Source organism: Enterobacter cloacae complex sp. SHL009 (assembly GCF_049237205.1).
GTDB classification, from domain to species: Bacteria; Pseudomonadota; Gammaproteobacteria; order Enterobacterales; family Enterobacteriaceae; genus Enterobacter; species Enterobacter cloacae_M.
In genome coordinates this window covers 377,342-395,296 of record NZ_JBMKIW010000002.1, presented here as the reverse complement: position 1 = coordinate 395,296, position 17,955 = coordinate 377,342, and the positions used below count along the sequence as shown (strand labels likewise).

At 55.6% G+C, this 17,955-nt stretch carries 14 protein-coding genes; 8 read left to right on the top strand and 6 right to left on the bottom strand.

Going from position 1 to position 17,955, the window contains the following annotated elements:
- The first annotated feature begins 6 nt into the window (after positions 1-6).
- Positions 7-798 (top strand): DUF2950 family protein, encoded by a 792-nt coding sequence (locus ACOTZC_RS08320; protein ID WP_126303563.1) that lies wholly within the window; start codon positions 7-9, stop codon positions 796-798.
- 52 nt (positions 799-850) lie between these two features.
- On the opposite strand, the gene lpdA is transcribed toward ACOTZC_RS08320, so the two are convergent.
- The 4 genes from lpdA to pdhR form a co-directional block, all read right to left on the bottom strand.
- A complete protein-coding gene (lpdA, locus tag ACOTZC_RS08315; protein WP_003856313.1) occupies positions 851-2,275 on the bottom strand; it encodes a dihydrolipoyl dehydrogenase in 1,425 nt (474 codons plus the stop codon).
- A 175-nt stretch (positions 2,276-2,450) separates the two neighbouring features.
- Positions 2,451-4,334, bottom strand: a complete 1,884-nt coding sequence (gene aceF / locus ACOTZC_RS08310; RefSeq protein WP_421635711.1) for a pyruvate dehydrogenase complex dihydrolipoyllysine-residue acetyltransferase — start codon at positions 4,332-4,334, stop codon at positions 2,451-2,453.
- Between the two features lie 14 nt (positions 4,335-4,348).
- The gene (gene aceE / locus ACOTZC_RS08305) at positions 4,349-7,012 is read right to left on the bottom strand and encodes a pyruvate dehydrogenase (acetyl-transferring), homodimeric type (RefSeq protein ID WP_024907478.1); all 2,664 of its coding nucleotides are present in this window, start codon (positions 7,010-7,012) and stop codon (positions 4,349-4,351) included.
- A 123-nt stretch (positions 7,013-7,135) separates the two neighbouring features.
- Positions 7,136-7,900: a pyruvate dehydrogenase complex transcriptional repressor PdhR gene (gene pdhR, locus ACOTZC_RS08300; protein ID WP_008501960.1), complete on the bottom strand. Its 765-nt coding sequence runs from the start codon at positions 7,898-7,900 to the stop codon at positions 7,136-7,138.
- Positions 7,901-8,437: 537 nt separating this feature from the next.
- Here pdhR and aroP point away from each other — a divergent pair.
- The 3 genes from aroP (at position 8,438) to ACOTZC_RS08285 (ending at position 12,331) form a co-directional block, all read left to right on the top strand.
- On the top strand, positions 8,438-9,808 hold the full coding sequence (aroP, locus tag ACOTZC_RS08295; RefSeq protein ID WP_421635710.1) for an aromatic amino acid transporter AroP: 1,371 nt from the start codon (positions 8,438-8,440) through the stop codon (positions 9,806-9,808).
- A gap of 164 nt (positions 9,809-9,972) precedes the next feature.
- Positions 9,973-11,370 (top strand): glycoside-pentoside-hexuronide (GPH):cation symporter, encoded by a 1,398-nt coding sequence (locus tag ACOTZC_RS08290; RefSeq protein ID WP_421635709.1) that lies wholly within the window; start codon positions 9,973-9,975, stop codon positions 11,368-11,370.
- 10 nt (positions 11,371-11,380) lie between these two features.
- A complete protein-coding gene (locus tag ACOTZC_RS08285) occupies positions 11,381-12,331 on the top strand; it encodes a family 43 glycosylhydrolase (protein WP_421635708.1) in 951 nt (316 codons plus the stop codon).
- 18 nt (positions 12,332-12,349) lie between these two features.
- Here ACOTZC_RS08285 and ampE read toward each other — a convergent pair whose 3' ends face one another.
- Both ampE and ampD read right to left on the bottom strand, forming a co-directional pair.
- A complete protein-coding gene (gene ampE / locus ACOTZC_RS08280; protein ID WP_421635707.1) occupies positions 12,350-13,204 on the bottom strand; it encodes a beta-lactamase regulator AmpE in 855 nt (284 codons plus the stop codon).
- A 9-nt stretch (positions 13,205-13,213) separates the two neighbouring features.
- Entirely contained in the window at positions 13,214-13,765 is a 552-nt protein-coding gene (gene ampD, locus ACOTZC_RS08275; RefSeq protein WP_421635706.1) for a 1,6-anhydro-N-acetylmuramyl-L-alanine amidase AmpD, read from the bottom strand.
- An 87-nt stretch (positions 13,766-13,852) separates the two neighbouring features.
- Here ampD and nadC point away from each other — a divergent pair, with 87 nt between their 5' ends.
- The 4 genes from nadC to hofC all read left to right on the top strand — a co-directional run bounded on the left by nadC (position 13,853) and on the right by hofC (position 17,925).
- Positions 13,853-14,746 carry a carboxylating nicotinate-nucleotide diphosphorylase gene (gene nadC / locus ACOTZC_RS08270; RefSeq protein WP_038417651.1) on the top strand — a complete coding sequence of 298 codons (894 nt, stop codon included), beginning with the start codon at positions 13,853-13,855 and terminating at the stop codon, positions 14,744-14,746.
- Between the two features lie 174 nt (positions 14,747-14,920).
- On the top strand, positions 14,921-15,358 hold the full coding sequence (gene ppdD / locus ACOTZC_RS08265) for a prepilin peptidase-dependent pilin (RefSeq protein ID WP_023310410.1): 438 nt from the start codon (positions 14,921-14,923) through the stop codon (positions 15,356-15,358).
- 10 nt (positions 15,359-15,368) lie between these two features.
- Positions 15,369-16,751, top strand: a complete 1,383-nt coding sequence (gene gspE / locus ACOTZC_RS08260) for a type II secretion system protein GspE (RefSeq protein WP_322408231.1) — start codon at positions 15,369-15,371, stop codon at positions 16,749-16,751.
- Positions 16,741-17,925, top strand: coding sequence for a protein transport protein HofC (hofC, locus tag ACOTZC_RS08255; protein ID WP_163354410.1), 1,185 nt, complete (start codon positions 16,741-16,743; stop codon positions 17,923-17,925). Before gspE ends, hofC begins: the two co-directional genes overlap by 11 nt.
- Positions 17,926-17,955: the final 30 nt, after the last annotated feature.

Genomic DNA, 17,955 nt, shown 5'->3' with positions numbered 1-17,955 from the left:
ACTGACATGAAACGTAACCTACTCAGCGGAATGGTGTTATTTATGCTTTCGGCCCCGGTGATGGCGCAGCAGTCCTTTAGCACCCCCGCTCAGGCAACCGATGCGCTGACCAAAGCCATCAGTGAGCAAAATGAGAGCGCGATGACCAACCTGCTCGGAGAGAACTGGCGCGATTTTCTGCCCCCCGAGGGCGTTGATCCGGATGCTGTCGATCGCTTCCTGCGCGACTGGAACGTCCGTCATACCACGGTTGTCGAGGGAGATACGGCGCATCTGGTTGTCGGAGACAGCGGCTGGCAGCTTCCCATCCCGGTGATCAAAACCTCTGCAGGCTGGCAGTTCGACATCAAAGAAGGGGCTGAAGAGATCCTGACCCGTGAAATCGGGCGTAACGAGCTCGCCGCCATTGAAGCCTTGCATGCCTATGTTGATGCGCAGCAAAGCTATTTTGCGATGAACCAGAAATACGCGCAGAAGATTGTCAGCTCGAAAGGCAAAAAAGACGGTTTGTACTGGCCAGCCTCGCCCGGCGAAGCGCCCAGCCCGCTCGGCCCGGCATTTAGCCCGAAAGAGCCAGGTACCGGCTATCACGGCTATCGCTTCCGCATCCTGCCGGAGAGTAACGGTTTCGCGATGGTGGCGTGGCCGGTCAGCTACGGTCAGACGGGCGTGATGAGCTTTGTGATAAACCAGGACGACAAGGTGTATCAGTCCGATCTCGGCAGCGATTCAGAGCAGAAAGCCCGGGCGCTAGCCGCCTATAGCCCTGATAAAACCTGGCAGCCTGTGGCCCCCTGAACGCAGCGCATAAAAAAAGCGGCCATTGGCCGCTTTTTTCATCTGAAGAAACTTATTTCTTCTTCGCTTTCGCGTTTGGCAGGTCGGTGATGCTGCCTTCAAACACTTCTGCCGCCAGGCCCACGGACTCGTGCAGAGTCGGGTGAGCGTGGATGGTCAGCGCGATGTCTTCAGCGTCACAGCCCATTTCGATAGCCAGACCGATTTCACCCAGCAGCTCGCCGCCGTTGGTACCGACAATCGCACCACCGATGACGCGGTGAGTCTCTTTGTCGAAGATCAGTTTGGTCATACCATCAGCGCAGTCGGAAGCGATAGCACGGCCAGAAGCAGCCCACGGGAAGGTGGCGGTTTCGTAGCTGATGCCTTTCTCTTTCGCTTCTTTCTCAGTCAGACCGACCCATGCAACTTCTGGCTCGGTGTACGCGATAGATGGAATGACTTTCGGATCGAAGTAGTGCTTCATGCCGGCGATAACTTCAGCGGCAACGTGACCTTCGTGAACACCTTTGTGTGCCAGCATTGGCTGACCGACGATATCGCCGATAGCAAAGATGTGCGGCACGTTAGTGCGCAGCTGCTTGTCAACGCGGATAAAGCCACGGTCGTCCACTTCCACGCCAGCTTTGCCCGCGTCGAGGTTTTTACCGTTCGGCACACGGCCGATAGCCACCAGCACGGCGTCGTAACGCTGCGGTTCGGATGGGGCTTTTTTGCCTTCCATGGAAACGTAAATACCGTCTTCTTTCGCTTCAACGGCAGTCACTTTGGTTTCCAGCATCAGGTTGAATTTCTTGCTGATGCGTTTGGTGAAGACTTTAACGATGTCTTTGTCGGCAGCCGGGATAACCTGGTCGAACATTTCAACCACGTCGATCTCTGAACCCAGCGCATGGTACACGGTACCCATTTCCAGACCGATGATACCGCCGCCCATAACCAGCAGACGCTTAGGAACGGTTTTCAGCTCCAGCGCATCGGTGGAATCCCACACGCGTGGATCTTCATGCGGAATGAATGGCAGTTCGATTGGGCGAGAGCCTGCCGCGATGATCGCGTTGTCGAAGTTGATCACGGTTTTGCCGTTTTCGCCTTCCACTTCCAGGGTGTTCGCACCGGTGAATTTACCCAGACCGTTTACCACTTTCACTTTACGGCCTTTGGCCATACCCGCCAGACCGCCGGTCAGCTGAGTGATAACTTTCTCTTTCCAGGTACGAATTTTGTCGATATCGGTTTTCGGCTCGCCGAAGACGATACCGTGTTCAGCCAGCGCTTTGGCTTCTTCGATAACTTTCGCTACGTGCAGCAGCGCTTTAGAAGGGATACAGCCGACGTTCAGACAAACACCGCCGAGGGTGCTGTAACGTTCTACGATGACGGTTTCCAGACCTAAATCCGCTGCACGGAATGCTGCGGAGTAACCTGCCGGGCCTGCCCCAAGTACTACGACCTGAGTTTTGATTTCTGTGCTCATCATGACCTCTTAATTTATACCCGTCGTCCACCGGGTCGTTCTATCCGCCCGCAGTTTACAAAATTGTTAACAATTTTGAAACAACAAACGGCTCACGAATTGTCGCTTTCGCCAATAACCTCACAAACACCATGAGATTATCAGAAAAAAGCCGGCCGACTGGCCGGCTTTTCGATTACATCACCAGGCGGCGAATGTCGCTCAGCATGTTGTTGATGATGGTGATAAAGCGCGCACCATCAGCACCGTCGATCACGCGGTGGTCGAAGGACAGAGAGATTGGCATCATCAGACGCGGCACGAACTCTTTGCCGTTCCACACCGGCTCCATCGCGGACTTGGACACACCGAGGATAGCCACTTCCGGCGCGTTAACAATCGGTGCGAAGTGGGTGGTACCCAGGCCGCCGATGCTGGAGATAGTGAAGCAGCCGCCCTGCATTTCGCCGGCAGTCAGCTTACCATCACGCGCTTTCTTGGAGATAACGGTCAGTTCACGGGACAGCTCAGTGATGCTCTTCTTGTTCACGTCTTTGAAGACCGGAACAACCAGACCATTTGGCGTATCAACCGCAACACCGATGTTGATGTATTTCTTCAGCGTCAGCTTCTGGCCGTCTTCGGACAGGGAGCTGTTGAAGCGTGGCATCTGCTCAAGGGCAGCGGCAACGGCTTTCATGATGAAGACTACTGGGGTGAATTTCACGTCCAGTTTGCGCTTCTCAGCTTCAGCATTCTGCTGTTTACGGAACGCTTCCAGATCGGTGATATCGGTTTTGTCGAAGTGCGTAACGTGCGGGATCATCACCCAGTTACGGCTCAGGTTAGCACCAGAGATTTTCTGGATGCGGCCCAGCTCCACTTCTTCGATTTCGCCGAACTTGCTGAAGTCCACTTTCGGCCATGGCAGCATGCCCGGAATACCGCCACCGGCGGCTGCAGCAGGTGCAGCTTCGGCGCGTTTCACCGCGTCTTTCACGTAGGTCTGAACGTCTTCGCGCAGGATACGACCCTTACGGCCGGTTCCTTTCACTTTCGCCAGGTTCACACCGAACTCGCGCGCCAGGCGACGAATCAGCGGGGTAGCGTGGACGTAAGCGTCGTTTTCAGCGAACTCAGATTTTTCTGCTTTAGCAGCAGGGGCAGCGGCTGGTTTAGCAGCCTGCGCCGGTGCAGCAGCAGGGGCTGGAGCAGCCGCGGCAGCCGGAGCTGCGGCAGGCGCAGCGCCTTCCACTTCGAAGACCATGATCAGAGAGCCGGTAGACACTTTGTCGCCGGTGCTGATCTTGATCTCTTTAACGGTACCCGCGAACGGCGCCGGCACTTCCATAGAAGCTTTGTCGCCTTCAACGGTGATCAGTGACTGTTCAGCGGCAACTTTGTCGCCCACTTTCACCATCACTTCGGTCACTTCAACTTCGTCACCGCCGATGTCCGGTACGTTAACGTCTTTCGCACCGCCAGCAGCTGCTGGTGCAGCAGCCGGAGCCGGAGCAGCGGCCTGCGCAGGCGCAGCACCCGCCACTTCGAAGATCATGATAAGCGACCCGGTAGACACTTTGTCGCCGGTGTTGATCTTGATCTCTTTAACGGTACCCGCGAACGGAGCCGGCACTTCCATAGAGGCTTTGTCGCCTTCTACGGTGATCAGTGACTGCTCAGCCGCAACGGTGTCGCCCACTTTCACCAGAATTTCAGTGACTTCAACTTCGTCACCGCCGATGTCAGGCACGTTCACTTCTTTTGCTGCTGCGGCAGCTGCTGGAGCAGCGGCGGCCGGAGCGGCTTTCTTCTCTTCCTGCGCAGGTGCAGCAGCTGCTGCACCGTCGGCGGAATCGAAAATCATGATCAGTTTGCCAGTCTCGGTTTTATCGCCAACAGAGACTTTGATCTCTTTAACGATGCCAGCCTGAGGAGACGGGACTTCCATAGAGGCTTTGTCGCCTTCTACGGTGATCAGCGACTGTTCAGCTTCAACTTTGTCGCCTACTTTGACCAGGATCTCGGTGATTTCAACTTCATCAGCCCCGATGTCCGGTACATTGATTTCGATAGCCATTATTCTTTTACCTCTTACGCCAGACGCGGGTTAACTTTTTCTGCATCGATGTTGAATTTGGTGATTGCGTCTGCAACCACTTTCTTATCGATTTCGCCACGTTTAGCCAGTTCGCCCAGTGCTGCTACAACCACGTAAGAAGCATCAACTTCGAAGTGGTGACGCAGGTTTTCGCGGCTGTCAGAACGACCGAAGCCGTCAGTACCCAGTACGCGATAATCATCAGCTGGAACGTAAGTACGAACCTGCTCTGCGAACAGTTTCATATAGTCAGTAGACGCCACCGCTGGCGCGTCGTTCATCACCTGAGCGATGTAAGGAACGCGTGGGGTTTCCATTGGGTGCAGCATGTTCCAGCGTTCACAATCCTGGCCATCACGCGCCAGTTCAGTGAAGGAGGTAACAGAGTACACATCGGAACCGACACCGTAGTCTTTCGCCAGGATCTGCGCTGCTTCACGAACGTGACGCAGGATAGAACCGGAGCCCAGCAGCTGAACTTTACCTTTGCTACCTTCGATGGTTTCGAGTTTGTAGATACCTTTACGGATACCTTCCTCGGCACCCGCTGGCATTGCCGGCATGTGGTAGTTTTCGTTCAGGGTGGTGATGTAGTAGTAAATGTTCTCCTGCGCTTCACCGTACATGCGCTGCAGACCGTCATGCATGATGACCGCCACTTCGTACGCGTAAGACGGGTCGTAAGAGATACAGTTAGGGATAGTCAGAGACTGAATGTGGCTGTGACCATCTTCGTGCTGCAGACCTTCACCGTTCAGGGTCGTACGACCGGAGGTACCGCCTACCAGGAAGCCGCGAGCCTGCTGGTCGCCTGCCTGCCAGCACAGGTCACCGATACGCTGGAACCCGAACATGGAGTAGTAGATGTAGAACGGGATCATCGGCAGGTTGTTGGTGCTGTAAGAGGTCGCAGCAGCCAGCCAGGATGCGCCTGCGCCCAGCTCGTTGATACCTTCCTGCAGGATCTGACCTTTCTCGTCTTCTTTGTAGTATGCAACCTGCTCACGGTCCTGCGGAGTGTACTGCTGACCGTTCGGGCTGTAGATACCGATCTGACGGAACAGACCTTCCATACCGAAAGTACGCGCTTCGTCGGCGATGATTGGAACCAGACGATCTTTGATCGACTTGTTCTTCAGCATCACGTTCAGGGCACGAACGAAAGCGATAGTGGTGGAGATCTCTTTGTTCTGCTCTTCCAGCAGCTGAGAGAAGTCTTCCAGCGCTGGCAGTTCCAGCTTCTCGGTGAAGTTTGGCTGACGAGCTGGCAGGTAGCCTTTCAGCGCCTGACGACGTTCGTGCAGATACTTGTGCTCTTCAGAACCTTCCGGGAAGGTGATGTAAGACAGGTTTTCTACCTGCTCATCGGTCACTGGAACGTTGAAACGGTCGCGGATATAACGCACGCCGTCCATGTTCATTTTCTTAACCTGGTGAGCGATGTTTTTACCTTCTGCGGTATCACCCATGCCGTAACCTTTGATGGTATGGGCCAGGATTACAGTCGCTTTACCTTTGGTTTCACGCGCTTTTTTCAGTGCAGCGTAGACTTTCTTCGGATCGTGACCACCGCGGTTCAGAGCCCAGATCTGCTCATCAGTCCAGTCTGCAACCAGTGCTGCGGTTTCAGGATATTTGCCGAAGAAGTGCTCACGAACGTAGGCACCGTCTTTGGATTTGAAGGTCTGGTAGTCACCGTCAACGGTTTCGTTCATCAGCTGGATCAGTTTACCGCTGGTGTCTTTACGCAGCAGCTCATCCCAACGACCGCCCCACATGACTTTGATCACGTTCCAGCCAGCACCAGCGAAGATGCCTTCCAGTTCGTTGATGATCTTGCCGTTACCGGTTACCGGACCATCCAGACGCTGCAGGTTACAGTTGATGATGAAGCACAGGTTGTCCAGCTTCTCACGGGTAGCGATGGTGATCGCACCTTTGGATTCTGGCTCATCCATTTCGCCGTCGCCCAGGAAGGCGTAAACGGTCTGCTCAGAGGTGTCTTTCAGACCACGGTGTTCCAGGTATTTCAGGAATTTAGCCTGATAGATCGCACCGATTGGGCCCAGACCCATAGATACGGTCGGGAACTGCCAGAATTCAGGCATCAGTTTAGGGTGCGGGTAAGAAGACAGACCTTTACCGTGTACTTCCTGGCGGAAGTTGTTCATCTGCTCTTCAGTCAGACGACCTTCCAGGAATGCACGTGCATAGATGCCCGGAGAGATGTGGCCCTGGAAGTACACCAGATCGCCGCCGTCTTTCTCGTTCGCTGCACGGAAGAAGTGGTTGAAGCACACTTCGTAAACGGTCGCAGAAGACTGGAAGGACGCCATGTGGCCACCCAGTTCCAGGTCTTTCTTGGATGCGCGCAGAACGGTCATAATGGCGTTCCAGCGAATTGCAGAACGGATACGACGTTCCAGATCCAGATTGCCCGGGTATTCCGGTTCGTCTTCGACGGCAATCGTGTTTACGTAGTTGCTAGCCCCTGCACCTGAAGCAACCTTCACGCCGCCTTTGCGGGCTTCAGAAAGCAGCTGATCAATCAGATACTGAGCGCGCTCAACACCTTCTTCACGGATGACCGATTCGATCGCCTGTAGCCAGTCGCGAGTTTCGATCGGATCCACGTCATTTTGGAGACGTTCTGACATGGGGGTATTCCTTATCTATCTAATACGTTGATTTGTCTGGAACCTGTCCCATTGTGCTCTTGGGCAAGAACACAATAAGACAGGTTCTGCGTTTAGTTGCCGCGCTCTAAAAGTACCTGGCGCTTAATCCTTTCGTTGCTGTATGCGGCGTAATGAACGTTCGCGACGCGATTGTTCACGGCTGCGGTCCAGCAAGATTTCCTCAATGAAAGCCAGATGGCGGTGCGACGCTTCGCGCGCCTGCTCCGGTTCCCCGGCCATTATCGCCTCGAATACTCGGGTGCGATGGTTGCTTACCAGTGGGAGCATGTCCCGACGGGCATACAACAATTCAAAATTTTGACGAACGTTCTGGGCCAGCATCGGCTCCATGCAGCGTAGCAGATGGAGGAGCACCACGTTGTGGGCCGCTTCGGTGACGGCGATTTGATACTGGACGACGGCGCTGGACTCGGCGTCTAAATCGCCGGACTGCTGTGCCCGTTCAATGGCCTGATGCAGTTCGCGGATACGCACGCGATCTTCATCAGTGCTGCGAAGGGCGGCGTAATAGGCCGCAATACCTTCCAGCGCGTGACGGGTCTCAAGCAGGTCAAACTGGGATTCTGGGTGGTCAGAGAGAAGTTCTACCAGCGGATCGCTGAAGCTCTGCCACAGGCTGTTTTGCACAAAGGTTCCGCCGCCCTGACGACGAAGCAGCAAGCCCTTTGCTTCGAGACGTTGAATCGCCTCACGCAGAGAAGGACGTGAAACGTCGAACTGTTTTGCCAGCTCGCGTTCTGGCGGAAGTTTCTCACCCGGGCGCAGAGTCCCTTCGAGGATTAAAAACTCCAGCTGCTGCTCAATCACATCAGATAGTTTTGGTTGGCGAATTTTGCTGTAGGCCATATTCCCTGTCTTACGCCTTTTTGCCCGGAGTCAATTGGTCTTACCAATTTCTATTTCGTATCGCTAAAGTAACAAAGTATTCACCTTCTGTCCATATTGGTTTTGATTGAAATCAGTAAACCCTGCACATTTTAACAACCTTACAGAAATAACGTTTCAGAAATGTAACTTTGCACAAATGAGTTGATTACCCCCAAAGAGGGAGTTTTAACCATAATGAAACGAGGGTTTTTGCAATCTGAAGCGATTCAACAAGGCAAATAATGAAAATTCGCCCACTTAAGGCGCATTTCTATTCTATAGGTTGGGTGAGGAACAACGAGCGGACCGATTTACAAATGCTTTCTTTTTATTCAAGTCGTCTTCACCCCTTCATAAAGCAGGTGCATTCGCAGGCACTTACCACTATTCTGGCGCTTACGGAAGTCATCTCCGCTTTTTTCGGTCTCGTTAACCGTAAAGAAATAAATACAGAATATGGATTTTCATAATTACACACGCTCAGCGTGAACATAACAACCACACACGAGGTTTCAAATGGAAGCTCAACAGCACGGCGATCAGCTAAAGCGCGGGCTTAAAAACCGCCATATACAGCTCATCGCACTGGGCGGTGCGATTGGTACCGGCCTGTTTCTGGGCAGCGCATCCGTTATCCAGTCAGCCGGTCCCGGCATTATTTTGGGTTACGCGATTGCGGGTTTCATTGCTTTTCTGATCATGCGCCAGCTGGGCGAAATGGTGGTTGAAGAGCCTGTCGCCGGCTCCTTCAGCCACTTTGCCTATAAATACTGGGGCAGCTTTGCCGGTTTCGCCTCGGGCTGGAACTACTGGGTCCTGTACGTTCTGGTTGCCATGGCTGAGCTTACCGCCGTCGGGAAATACATTCAGTTCTGGTATCCCGAGATCCCAACCTGGGCTTCCGCAGCCGCTTTCTTCGTCATTATTAACGCCATTAACCTGACCAACGTAAAAGTGTTCGGTGAAATGGAGTTCTGGTTTGCCATCATCAAGGTCATTGCCGTAGTGGCGATGATTATCTTCGGCGGCTGGCTGCTGTTCAGCGGCAACGGCGGCCCGCAGGCAACCGTGCGCAACCTCTGGGAACAGGTCGGATTCCTGCCTCACGGTATGACCGGTCTGGTAATGATGATGGCCATCATTATGTTCTCCTTCGGCGGGCTGGAGCTGGTGGGCATCACCGCTGCTGAAGCCGACAACCCGGAGCAAAGCATTCCGAAAGCCACTAACCAGGTTATCTACCGCATTCTGATCTTCTATGTGGGCTCGCTGGCCGTGCTGCTCTCCCTGCTGCCGTGGACGCGCGTGACCGCCGACACCAGCCCGTTTGTGCTGATCTTCCACGAGCTGGGCGACACCTTTGTCGCCAACGCCCTGAACATCGTGGTGCTGACCGCAGCGCTCTCCGTTTACAACAGCTGCGTGTACTGCAACAGCCGCATGCTGTTCGGCCTGGCCCAGCAGGGCAACGCGCCAAAAGCGCTGCTCAACGTCGATAAACGCGGCGTGCCGGTAAACACAATTCTGGTTTCGGCGGTTGTGACCGCGCTGTGCGTGCTCATTAACTACATGGCTCCGGAATCGGCGTTTGGCCTGCTGATGGCGCTGGTGGTCTCTGCCCTGGTCATCAACTGGGCCATGATCAGCCTGGCGCACATGAAGTTCCGCCGCGCCAAGCAGCAGCAGGGCGTCACCACGCGCTTCCCTGCCCTGCTCTATCCGCTGGGTAACTGGATCTGCCTGCTGTTTATGGCAGCCGTGCTGGTGATTATGCTGATCACCCCGGGTATGGCGATTTCCGTCTACCTGATCCCGGTCTGGATTGCGATCCTGGGCGTGGGCTATCTGTTCAGTCAGAAAAGCCGTAATGCCATGAAGGCACACTAAGCCTCTCTTCGCGGCGCCTGCTTTTGCGGGTGCCGCGCGTTGTTACCTCCCTCACACTTTCATGCCCACAGCGCATTTATCCATATCACCGCCCTGATACTGCAACGCATATATTCCTTTGCCAGCAAATAATTCTCTCCATACCGTAAACCGGAGAGCTGTCGATGGATAACAACACACTGTCAGTAAAAGAAAAGATCGGCTATGGGATGGGCGACGCGGGATGCAACATCATCTTCGGCGCCATCATGCTGTTTGTTAACTATTTTTATACGGATATTTTTGGCCTCGCCCCTGCGCTGGTCGGCGTGCTGCTGCTTGCCGTGCGCGTGATTGACGCCGTAACGGACCCGATCATGGGCGCGATTGCTGACCGTACCCGCAGCAAATATGGCCGGTTTCGTCCATGGCTGCTGTGGATCGCCTTCCCCTACGCGCTGTTCAGCATTCTGATGTTCACCACGCCGGAGTGGAGCTATAACAGCAAAGTTATCTATGCGTTTGTCACCTACTTCCTGCTCTCTTTGACCTATACGGCCATCAACATTCCCTACTGCTCGCTGGGCGGGGTGATCACCAACGATCCAAAAGAGCGCGTCGCCTGCCAGTCGTATCGCTTCGTGCTGGTCGGCATCGCCACGCTGCTGCTCTCATTAACGCTGCTGCCAATGGCCGACTGGTTTGGCGGGGATAACAAAGCCAAAGGCTACCAGATGGCGATGACCGTTCTGGCGCTGATTGGGACCTGCATGTTCCTGTTCTGCTTCGCCACCGTGCGCGAGCGCGTGCGTCCGGCGGTACAGACCAACGACGAGCTGAAAAACGATCTGAAAGACGTGTGGAAGAACGACCAGTGGGTACGCATTCTGCTCCTGACCCTGTGCAACGTCTGCCCGGGCTTTATCCGCATGGCGGCCACCATGTATTACGTCACCTGGGTGATGGGCCAGAGCACCCATTTCGCCACGCTGTTTATCAGCCTGGGCGTGGTCGGCATGATGCTCGGCAGCGTGCTGGCAAAAGTGCTGACCGACCGCTGGTGTAAGCTCAAGGTCTTCTTCTGGACCAATATCGTTCTGGCGATTTTCTCAACCGCCTTTTATTTCTTCGACCCGAAAGCCACCGTCACCATCGTGGTGCTCTACTTCCTGCTGAACATCCTGCACCAGATCCCGTCTCCGCTGCACTGGTCGCTGATGGCCGACGTGGACGACTACGGCGAGTGGAAGACCGGTAAGCGCATCACCGGGATCAGCTTCTCCGGCAACATCTTCTTCCTGAAGCTGGGGCTGGCGGTTGCCGGGGCGATGGTCGGCTTCCTGCTCTCCTGGTACGGTTATGACGCGGGCGCAAAAGCGCAGAGCGCGAACGCCATTAATGGGATCGTGCTGCTCTTTACCGTCATTCCTGGCATCGGGTATCTCATTACCGCTGGCGTGGTACGCCTGCTGAAAGTGGACCGTGAAACGATGAAGCGCATTCAGGAAGACCTGGAAAAACGTCGTACCAATTACCGTGAACTGAGCGACTATCAGGAACTGAAAGCCGCAGAGACAAAATAAGGAGAGCCAAATGCATCAGTGGCCAAATCCGTTTATCGAACAACGTGCCGACCCGTACATTTTACGCCACGAGGGGCAGTACTATTTTATCGCCTCCGTGCCTGAGTACGACAGGCTGGCGATCCGCCGCGCAGAGTCTCTTGAAGGCTTACGTAATGCCGAAGAAGTGGTGGTCTGGCGCAAGCCCGACACCGGCCCGATGAGCCAGCTGATCTGGGCGCCGGAACTGCATCACATTGACGGGAAGTGGTACATCTATTTTGCTGCGACGCACACCCAGGCGCTCGACGAGCTTGGAATGTTCCAGCACCGTATGTTCGCCATTGAATGTGCCGACGGCGATCCGCTCGCCGGCGCGTGGGTGGAAAAAGGACAGATCAAAACGCAGTTCGATACCTTCGCCCTGGACGCCACCACCTTTGTTCATAAGGGGAAACGCTGGTATCTGTGGGCGCAAAAAGCGCCGGATATCACAGGAAACTCCAATCTTTATCTCTGTGAAATGGAGAACCCGTGGACGCTGAAAGGCGAGCCGGTGATGCTCAGCAAGCCGGAGTATGACTGGGAGCGTCGCGGGTTTTGGGTCAACGAAGGCCCGGCGGTGCTGGTTCACGGCGATAAGCTGTTTATCAGCTATTCCGCCAGCGCCACCGACGAGAACTACTGCATGGGGCTACTGTGGATAGACCTGAATGCCGATCCGCAAAACCCGGCAAACTGGCACAAATCCCCGCGTCCAGTGTTCGTTACCAGCTATGAGAACCACCAGTTCGGCCCGGGACACAACAGCTTTACGCAAACGCCAGAAGGGGAAGATGTGCTGGTGTATCACGCGCGGAATTACACCGAAATTGAGGGCGACCCGCTGTACGATCCGAACCGTCATACTCGACTGAAGCTTGTCCGCTGGAATGAAAACGGGATGCCTGATTTCGGCATCCCGCCCGCGGATACGCTTTAGCCTTTGCGGCGCGCTGGCCTACACCAGCGTGCCGTAAATCGTCAGCAGCGCCACGATAACCACCACCACAAACGACGTTTTCTTCGCCATGGAGACAGCGGCCTTCGGCGTTTCAATCTTGTCGGTATGCGGCTCACGCGCCAGCGAGAACTGCGCCAGACGCGTTAGCACCTGGTACTGCGACGTATGGCGATCGGCAAGAGAAGCGAACCATGCGGGCAGCGCTTTTTCACCGTGACCAATTAACGCGTACACCACGCCGACCAGACGCACCGGGAGCCAGTCGAGCACGTGCAGGATGGCGTCAATGCCGGACTGCAGGCGTTCATGCGGCGTCAGATAACGGGCAAGCCAGGTCTGCCAGGCGCGCAGGAACGCATATCCCATCAGCAGCACCGGCCCCAGCGGGCCACCCACTACAAACCAGAACAGCGGCGCAAGATAGTAACGGAAGTTAATCCACAGCAGCGCGTTTTGCAGCTCGCGCAGGAATTCGCGCTCGTCGCAGTCCGGCGGCACGCCGTGGATCATCGTCAGCTCGCTCGCCATGGCACCGCGCGCATGGGCATCGTCACGGGAGGCGGCTTTCAGGTATGCGTGATAGTGTAAACGCACCTTGCCTGCGCCAATGCACAGCACCCCAAGCAGGATCCACACCACCAGCAGCGGCACGTTGAAAAAGAGTCCGTACAGCGAGCGCAGGAGCAGGAACGTAATGACCATCACCCCTGCCATCATCAGCAGCGTGCGCAGCATGGAAAAATGTTTGATACGGCGGAATAACACCTCCAGCCCGTGATCCAGATGCCAGTGCTCGCCGAGCTTGAACAGGCGTTCAGCGATGATAACCAGCAGCATGGTAAACAACGTCATGGTATCTCCTTATTCTGACGACGCGGTGAGCATGGCGCGAAACCGGGGCCAGTCAAAGGCCGGGCCGGGATCGGTTTTTCTCTCCGGGGCAATATCACTGTGTCCCGTGATATTGTCGGCGATAGCCGGGTAGAGTCCGATAAGCGTGCGGGTCACTGCCGCTAGCCGTTGATACTGTGAATCGGTGTAGGGCGTAGTATCCGTGCCTTCCATTTCGATCCCGATAGAAAAATCGCTGCACCGTTCGCGCCCGTGATACATCGACACGCCGGCATGCCAGGCGCGCTTATCAAAGGGAACATACTGAACCACTTCACCATCGCGACGAATCAGGCAGTGAGCCGATACGCGCAGATGTGCAATTTCAGCAAAGAAGGGATGAGCATCGGGATCAATAGTTCCCGTGAATAACGCATCGATCCACGGGCCGCCAAATTCACCCGGCGGGAGACTAATATTATGAACCACCAGCAGTGTGGGCTTTTCATCCTCCGGGCGGCAATCGTGGTGCGGCGAGGGCACACGCCGCGCATCCACCAGCCATCCGTTTTCTAACAACATGCTGGAACTCCTTCTGTATGGTGCAATGACTCGGTTCAGAGTAGCATGTTTCAATATTATGATTCGTTACCAATTTGGAGTTTTATCATGCCGCCTCGCCGCTACAACCCCGACCACCGACGTGAAGCACTTCTGGAACGTATTAATATGGATATTCCGGCAAGCGTCTCCCATGCTTTGAAAGAAGATCTGGGCGGTGACGTTAACGCTGATAAGGATATTACCGCACAATTGTTGCCAAAAGAGACGCGCTCGCACGCGGTCATTATCACCCGTGAAGAGGGCGTTTTTTGCGGAAAGCGTTGGGTTGAAGAGGTCTTTACCCAGCTGGCGGGTGATGATGTGCAGATTATCTGGCACGTTGAAGACGGCGATGCAATTACGGCAAACCAGCCGCTGTTCGAACTGGACGGTCCTTCCCGCGTCTTGCTGACCGGCGAACGTACCGCGCTCAATTTTGTACAAACGCTTTCTGGCGTGGCCAGTGAAGTGCGTCGCTACGTTGACCTGCTGGCCGGTACCCGCACCCAGCTGCTGGATACCCGCAAAACGCTGCCGGGCCTGCGTACCGCGCTGAAGTATGCGGTGCTCTGCGGCGGCGGCGCTAACCATCGCCTGGGCTTATCCGACGCCTTCCTCATTAAAGAGAACCACATTATTGCCTCTGGCTCCGTGCGTCAGGCGGTGGAGAAAGCCTTCTGGCTGCACCCGGATGTGCCTGTCGAGGTAGAAGTCGAAAGCCTGGAAGAGCTGGAGCAGGCGATTAAGGCCGGGGCCGATATCATCATGCTCGATAACTTCGAAACAGAGCAGATGCGCGAGGCGGTAAAACTGACTAACGGCCGGGCCCAGCTTGAAGTGTCCGGGAACGTCACTTTCGAAACGATCCGTGAATTCGCCGAAACCGGCGTGGATTACATTTCCGTCGGCGCGCTGACCAAACACGTTCGCGCCCTCGACCTCTCAATGCGCTTCAAATAACGCATTCTCCCCTCTCCACCCGGAGAGGGGAATTTCAGCCCCGCTCGCAGATCCACTGTTCTGCCCTGCAACACTGAAAAAATTCTCTGAAGCCTCCTTCCCGTTCCCTTTTTTGCCTCTCGTTTCTGCTCTTTCCCACTGACAAAGTAGCGCCACTTTGCATAAGGAGCAGATATGGACAGACAACAAGGATTCACACTCATTGAGCTGATGGTGGTCATTGGCATCATTGCGATTCTGAGCGCCATCGGCGTTCCCGCCTATCAGAACTACCTGCGCAAGGCGGCGCTGACCGATATGCTGCAAACCTTCGTTCCTTACCGCACGGCCATTGAGCTTTGCGCGCTGGATCACGGTGGCGTGGAGAGCTGCGATGCGGGCAGTAACGGTATCCCCTCTCCCACCACGACACGCTACGTTTCAGGAATGAGCGTGGCGAAAGGGACCGTGACCTTAACAGGACAGGAGAGTCTTAACGGGCTGGAAGTGGTCATGACGCCGCAGTGGAACGACGGTAACGGTATGACGGGCTGGACGCGCGACTGCAACATCAGTGCTGACAGCGCCCTGAAACAGGCCTGCGAAGACGTTTTCCGCTTCGACAATAACTGAGGAGCGGATAATGAATACCGATCAACTCGTGGCGCTTTGTCAGCGCCATCACGCTCTGCTGCTCACCAGCGACAGTGACATGGTCAGCATCGCCGTCGTGGGCAGCCCCGCGGCTGAACTCATGGAGGCGCTGCGCTTCGCGACCCAGAAACGGATTGATATTGAGTGCTGGAGCGCTGAGCGTATGGAAAAACACCGGCAGCTAACGTCACAATCGCATCTGCCCGTCGTTTCGCAAACACACTCGACGGTGGATATCCTCAACCACACGCTGCAGCAGGCAATCAGCCAGCGCGCCTCCGACATTCATATCGAACCAATGGAGCACGCATGCCAGATCCGTTTACGCATCGACGGGGTTCTTTGTCCCCAGCCTCCGCTTTCCGCCTCGCAGGCAAGCCTGTTCAGCGCTCGTTTAAAGGTGCTGGGTAATCTGGATATTGCTGAACGTCGTTTACCTCAGGACGGTCAGTTTACGATTGAGCTGGCAAACGCGCCGGTCTCGTTTCGGATCGCAACGCTTCCCTGCAACGGTGGTGAGAAAATTGTGCTGCGTCTGCTGCATCAGGTTCAGCAGGCTCTTGAGCCGAAAGCGCTTGGTATGAGCGCAGAACAACTGGCCTGTTTTAATGAGGTCCTCCACCAGCCGCAGGGGCTGTTTCTGGTCACCGGCCCTACCGGCAGCGGCAAAACCGTGACGCTGTACAGCGCGCTGCAGGCGCGTAACACCCCCGACGTCAACATCTGTAGCGTAGAGGATCCCATTGAGATCCCCCTTGCGGGATTAAACCAGACGCAGATTAATCCCCGGGCGGGTTTAACATTCCAGAGCGTGTTAAGGGCGCTGCTACGTCAGGATCCCGACATCATTATGGTCGGCGAAATCCGTGACGGCGAAACGGCAGAAATTGCCATTAATGCCGCTCAGACCGGTCATCTGGTGCTGTCAACGCTGCACACCAACTCAACGACGGAAACCCTGATTCGCCTGGAGCAGATGGGCGTTGCGCGCTGGATGATATCTTCCGCGCTGTCGATGGTGATTGCCCAGAGACTGGTCCGGCGTTTGTGTCCGCACTGTCGCCGGGAAGCCAGCGAGCATGCTGAATTACCGCGCGCCGTATGGTCCAGACCGCTTCCACGCTGGCAGCCCACAGGCTGCGATCGCTGTTATCACGGTTTTTATGGCCGCGTGGCCATTTTTGAAGTGCTGGCGATCGACAATGCCCTGCGTCAGGCCATTGCCAGCGGGGCGGGAATCGAAGTGATAGAGGCGAGTGCCCGGCAGGCGGGAATGATTTCTCTTTTTGAGCACGGCTGCATGGCCGTAGAACAAGGGCTGACCACGATCGAAGAGCTGGTGCGCGTGCTGGGAATGCCGGATGGCTGCTAATCAGCTCTGGCGCTGGCGAGCGCTCACCAAAGAAGGAGAACCCCGAAGCGGAACACTCTGGGCCACAGACCGCACTGCCGCCTTCACCAGGCTGATGCGTAGCGATCTCCATCCTCTGGCGCTGACCCGATGCGCTCAGCGACACCGCTGGCAGCAGCATCACTGCTGCGAGATGTTTCGCCAGCTCGCAACGCTTCTGCAGGCGGGGCTGACGTTATCCCATAGCCTGCAGATGCTGGTAGAGCAACATCCGTTAAAACCGTGGCAGGCGCTGCTGCAAAGCATTGCCGATGAGCTCAGTGAGGGATCCCCCTTTTCTGAGTCGCTAAAAAAGTGGCCAGCGGTGTTTAGCCCACTGCATGTCTCTATGGTGAAAACCGGTGAGCTCACAGGAAAACTGGAGGAGTGCTGCCGTCAGCTCGCGCAGCAGCAAAAAGCGCAGCAGCAGCTCAGAGAGAAGGTGAAAAAGGCCCTACGCTACCCGGCGATCGTCCTTACGCTGGCCGTACTCGTGGTGCTGGCGATGGTCATTCTGGTCTTGCCCGAGTTTGCCGCGATCTACAAAACGTTTAACACGCCGCTCCCGATGCTGACGCAAATGGTCATGGGGATGGCCGCATTTATCCAGTCCTATGCCCTCGCGTTGTTCGCCGCGTTATTAACGCCCTTAGCCGCCGCCTGGGCACTGCGGCACAACCCTCGCTGGCAGCGCATGCTGATGCACATACCCGTGATGGGCGCGCTGGCAAAAGGCCAAAAACTGGGACACATCTTTACCGTGCTGTCACTCACGCAGCAGGCAGGGATCCCCTTTTTACAGGGTCTGGAGAGCGCAGAGGAGACCGTTGAAAGTTGTTACTGGCAGGGAATACTCCACAGCGTTCGGGAGGACATTGAAAAAGGTCTCCCCGTCTGGTCATCCTTTCAGAAAGCGGCCATCTTTACCCCGCTGTGTATTCAGCTTTTACGAACCGGTGAAATGTCAGGTGCGCTGGACATCATGCTGGCAAATCTCGCCCGGCACCACACGGAACAGACCTTTCAACGGGCAGATAATCTGGCGGCACTTCTCGAGCCAGTGCTTCTGATTGTGACAGGGGTCATCATCGGCACGCTGGTAGTGGCAATGTATCTGCCGATTTTCCATCTGGGGGATGCGATGAGCGCGGGGTAGTGCTGAACAGCGCTGGCGCACGGGCATGCG

What these genes read in the sequence shown, in the direction of transcription:
- aceF (WP_421635711.1), bottom strand. Translation starts at nt 4,334, where the DNA reads ATGGCTATCGAAATCAATGTACCGGACATCGGGGCTGATGAAGTTGAA.
- ppdD (WP_023310410.1), top strand. Translation starts at nt 14,921, where the DNA reads ATGGACAGACAACAAGGATTCACACTCATTGAGCTGATGGTGGTCATT.
- ACOTZC_RS08320 (WP_126303563.1), top strand. Translation starts at nt 7, where the DNA reads ATGAAACGTAACCTACTCAGCGGAATGGTGTTATTTATGCTTTCGGCC.
- aceE (WP_024907478.1), bottom strand. Translation starts at nt 7,012, where the DNA reads ATGTCAGAACGTCTCCAAAATGACGTGGATCCGATCGAAACTCGCGAC.
- ACOTZC_RS08285 (WP_421635708.1), top strand. Translation starts at nt 11,381, where the DNA reads ATGCATCAGTGGCCAAATCCGTTTATCGAACAACGTGCCGACCCGTAC.
- aroP (WP_421635710.1), top strand. Translation starts at nt 8,438, where the DNA reads ATGGAAGCTCAACAGCACGGCGATCAGCTAAAGCGCGGGCTTAAAAAC.
- hofC (WP_163354410.1), top strand. Translation starts at nt 16,741, where the DNA reads ATGGCTGCTAATCAGCTCTGGCGCTGGCGAGCGCTCACCAAAGAAGGA.
- gspE (WP_322408231.1), top strand. Translation starts at nt 15,369, where the DNA reads ATGAATACCGATCAACTCGTGGCGCTTTGTCAGCGCCATCACGCTCTG.
- nadC (WP_038417651.1), top strand. Translation starts at nt 13,853, where the DNA reads ATGCCGCCTCGCCGCTACAACCCCGACCACCGACGTGAAGCACTTCTG.
- ampD (WP_421635706.1), bottom strand. Translation starts at nt 13,765, where the DNA reads ATGTTGTTAGAAAACGGATGGCTGGTGGATGCGCGGCGTGTGCCCTCG.
- ACOTZC_RS08290 (WP_421635709.1), top strand. Translation starts at nt 9,973, where the DNA reads ATGGATAACAACACACTGTCAGTAAAAGAAAAGATCGGCTATGGGATG.
- pdhR (WP_008501960.1), bottom strand. Translation starts at nt 7,900, where the DNA reads ATGGCCTACAGCAAAATTCGCCAACCAAAACTATCTGATGTGATTGAG.
- lpdA (WP_003856313.1), bottom strand. Translation starts at nt 2,275, where the DNA reads ATGAGCACAGAAATCAAAACTCAGGTCGTAGTACTTGGGGCAGGCCCG.
- ampE (WP_421635707.1), bottom strand. Translation starts at nt 13,204, where the DNA reads ATGACGTTGTTTACCATGCTGCTGGTTATCATCGCTGAACGCCTGTTC.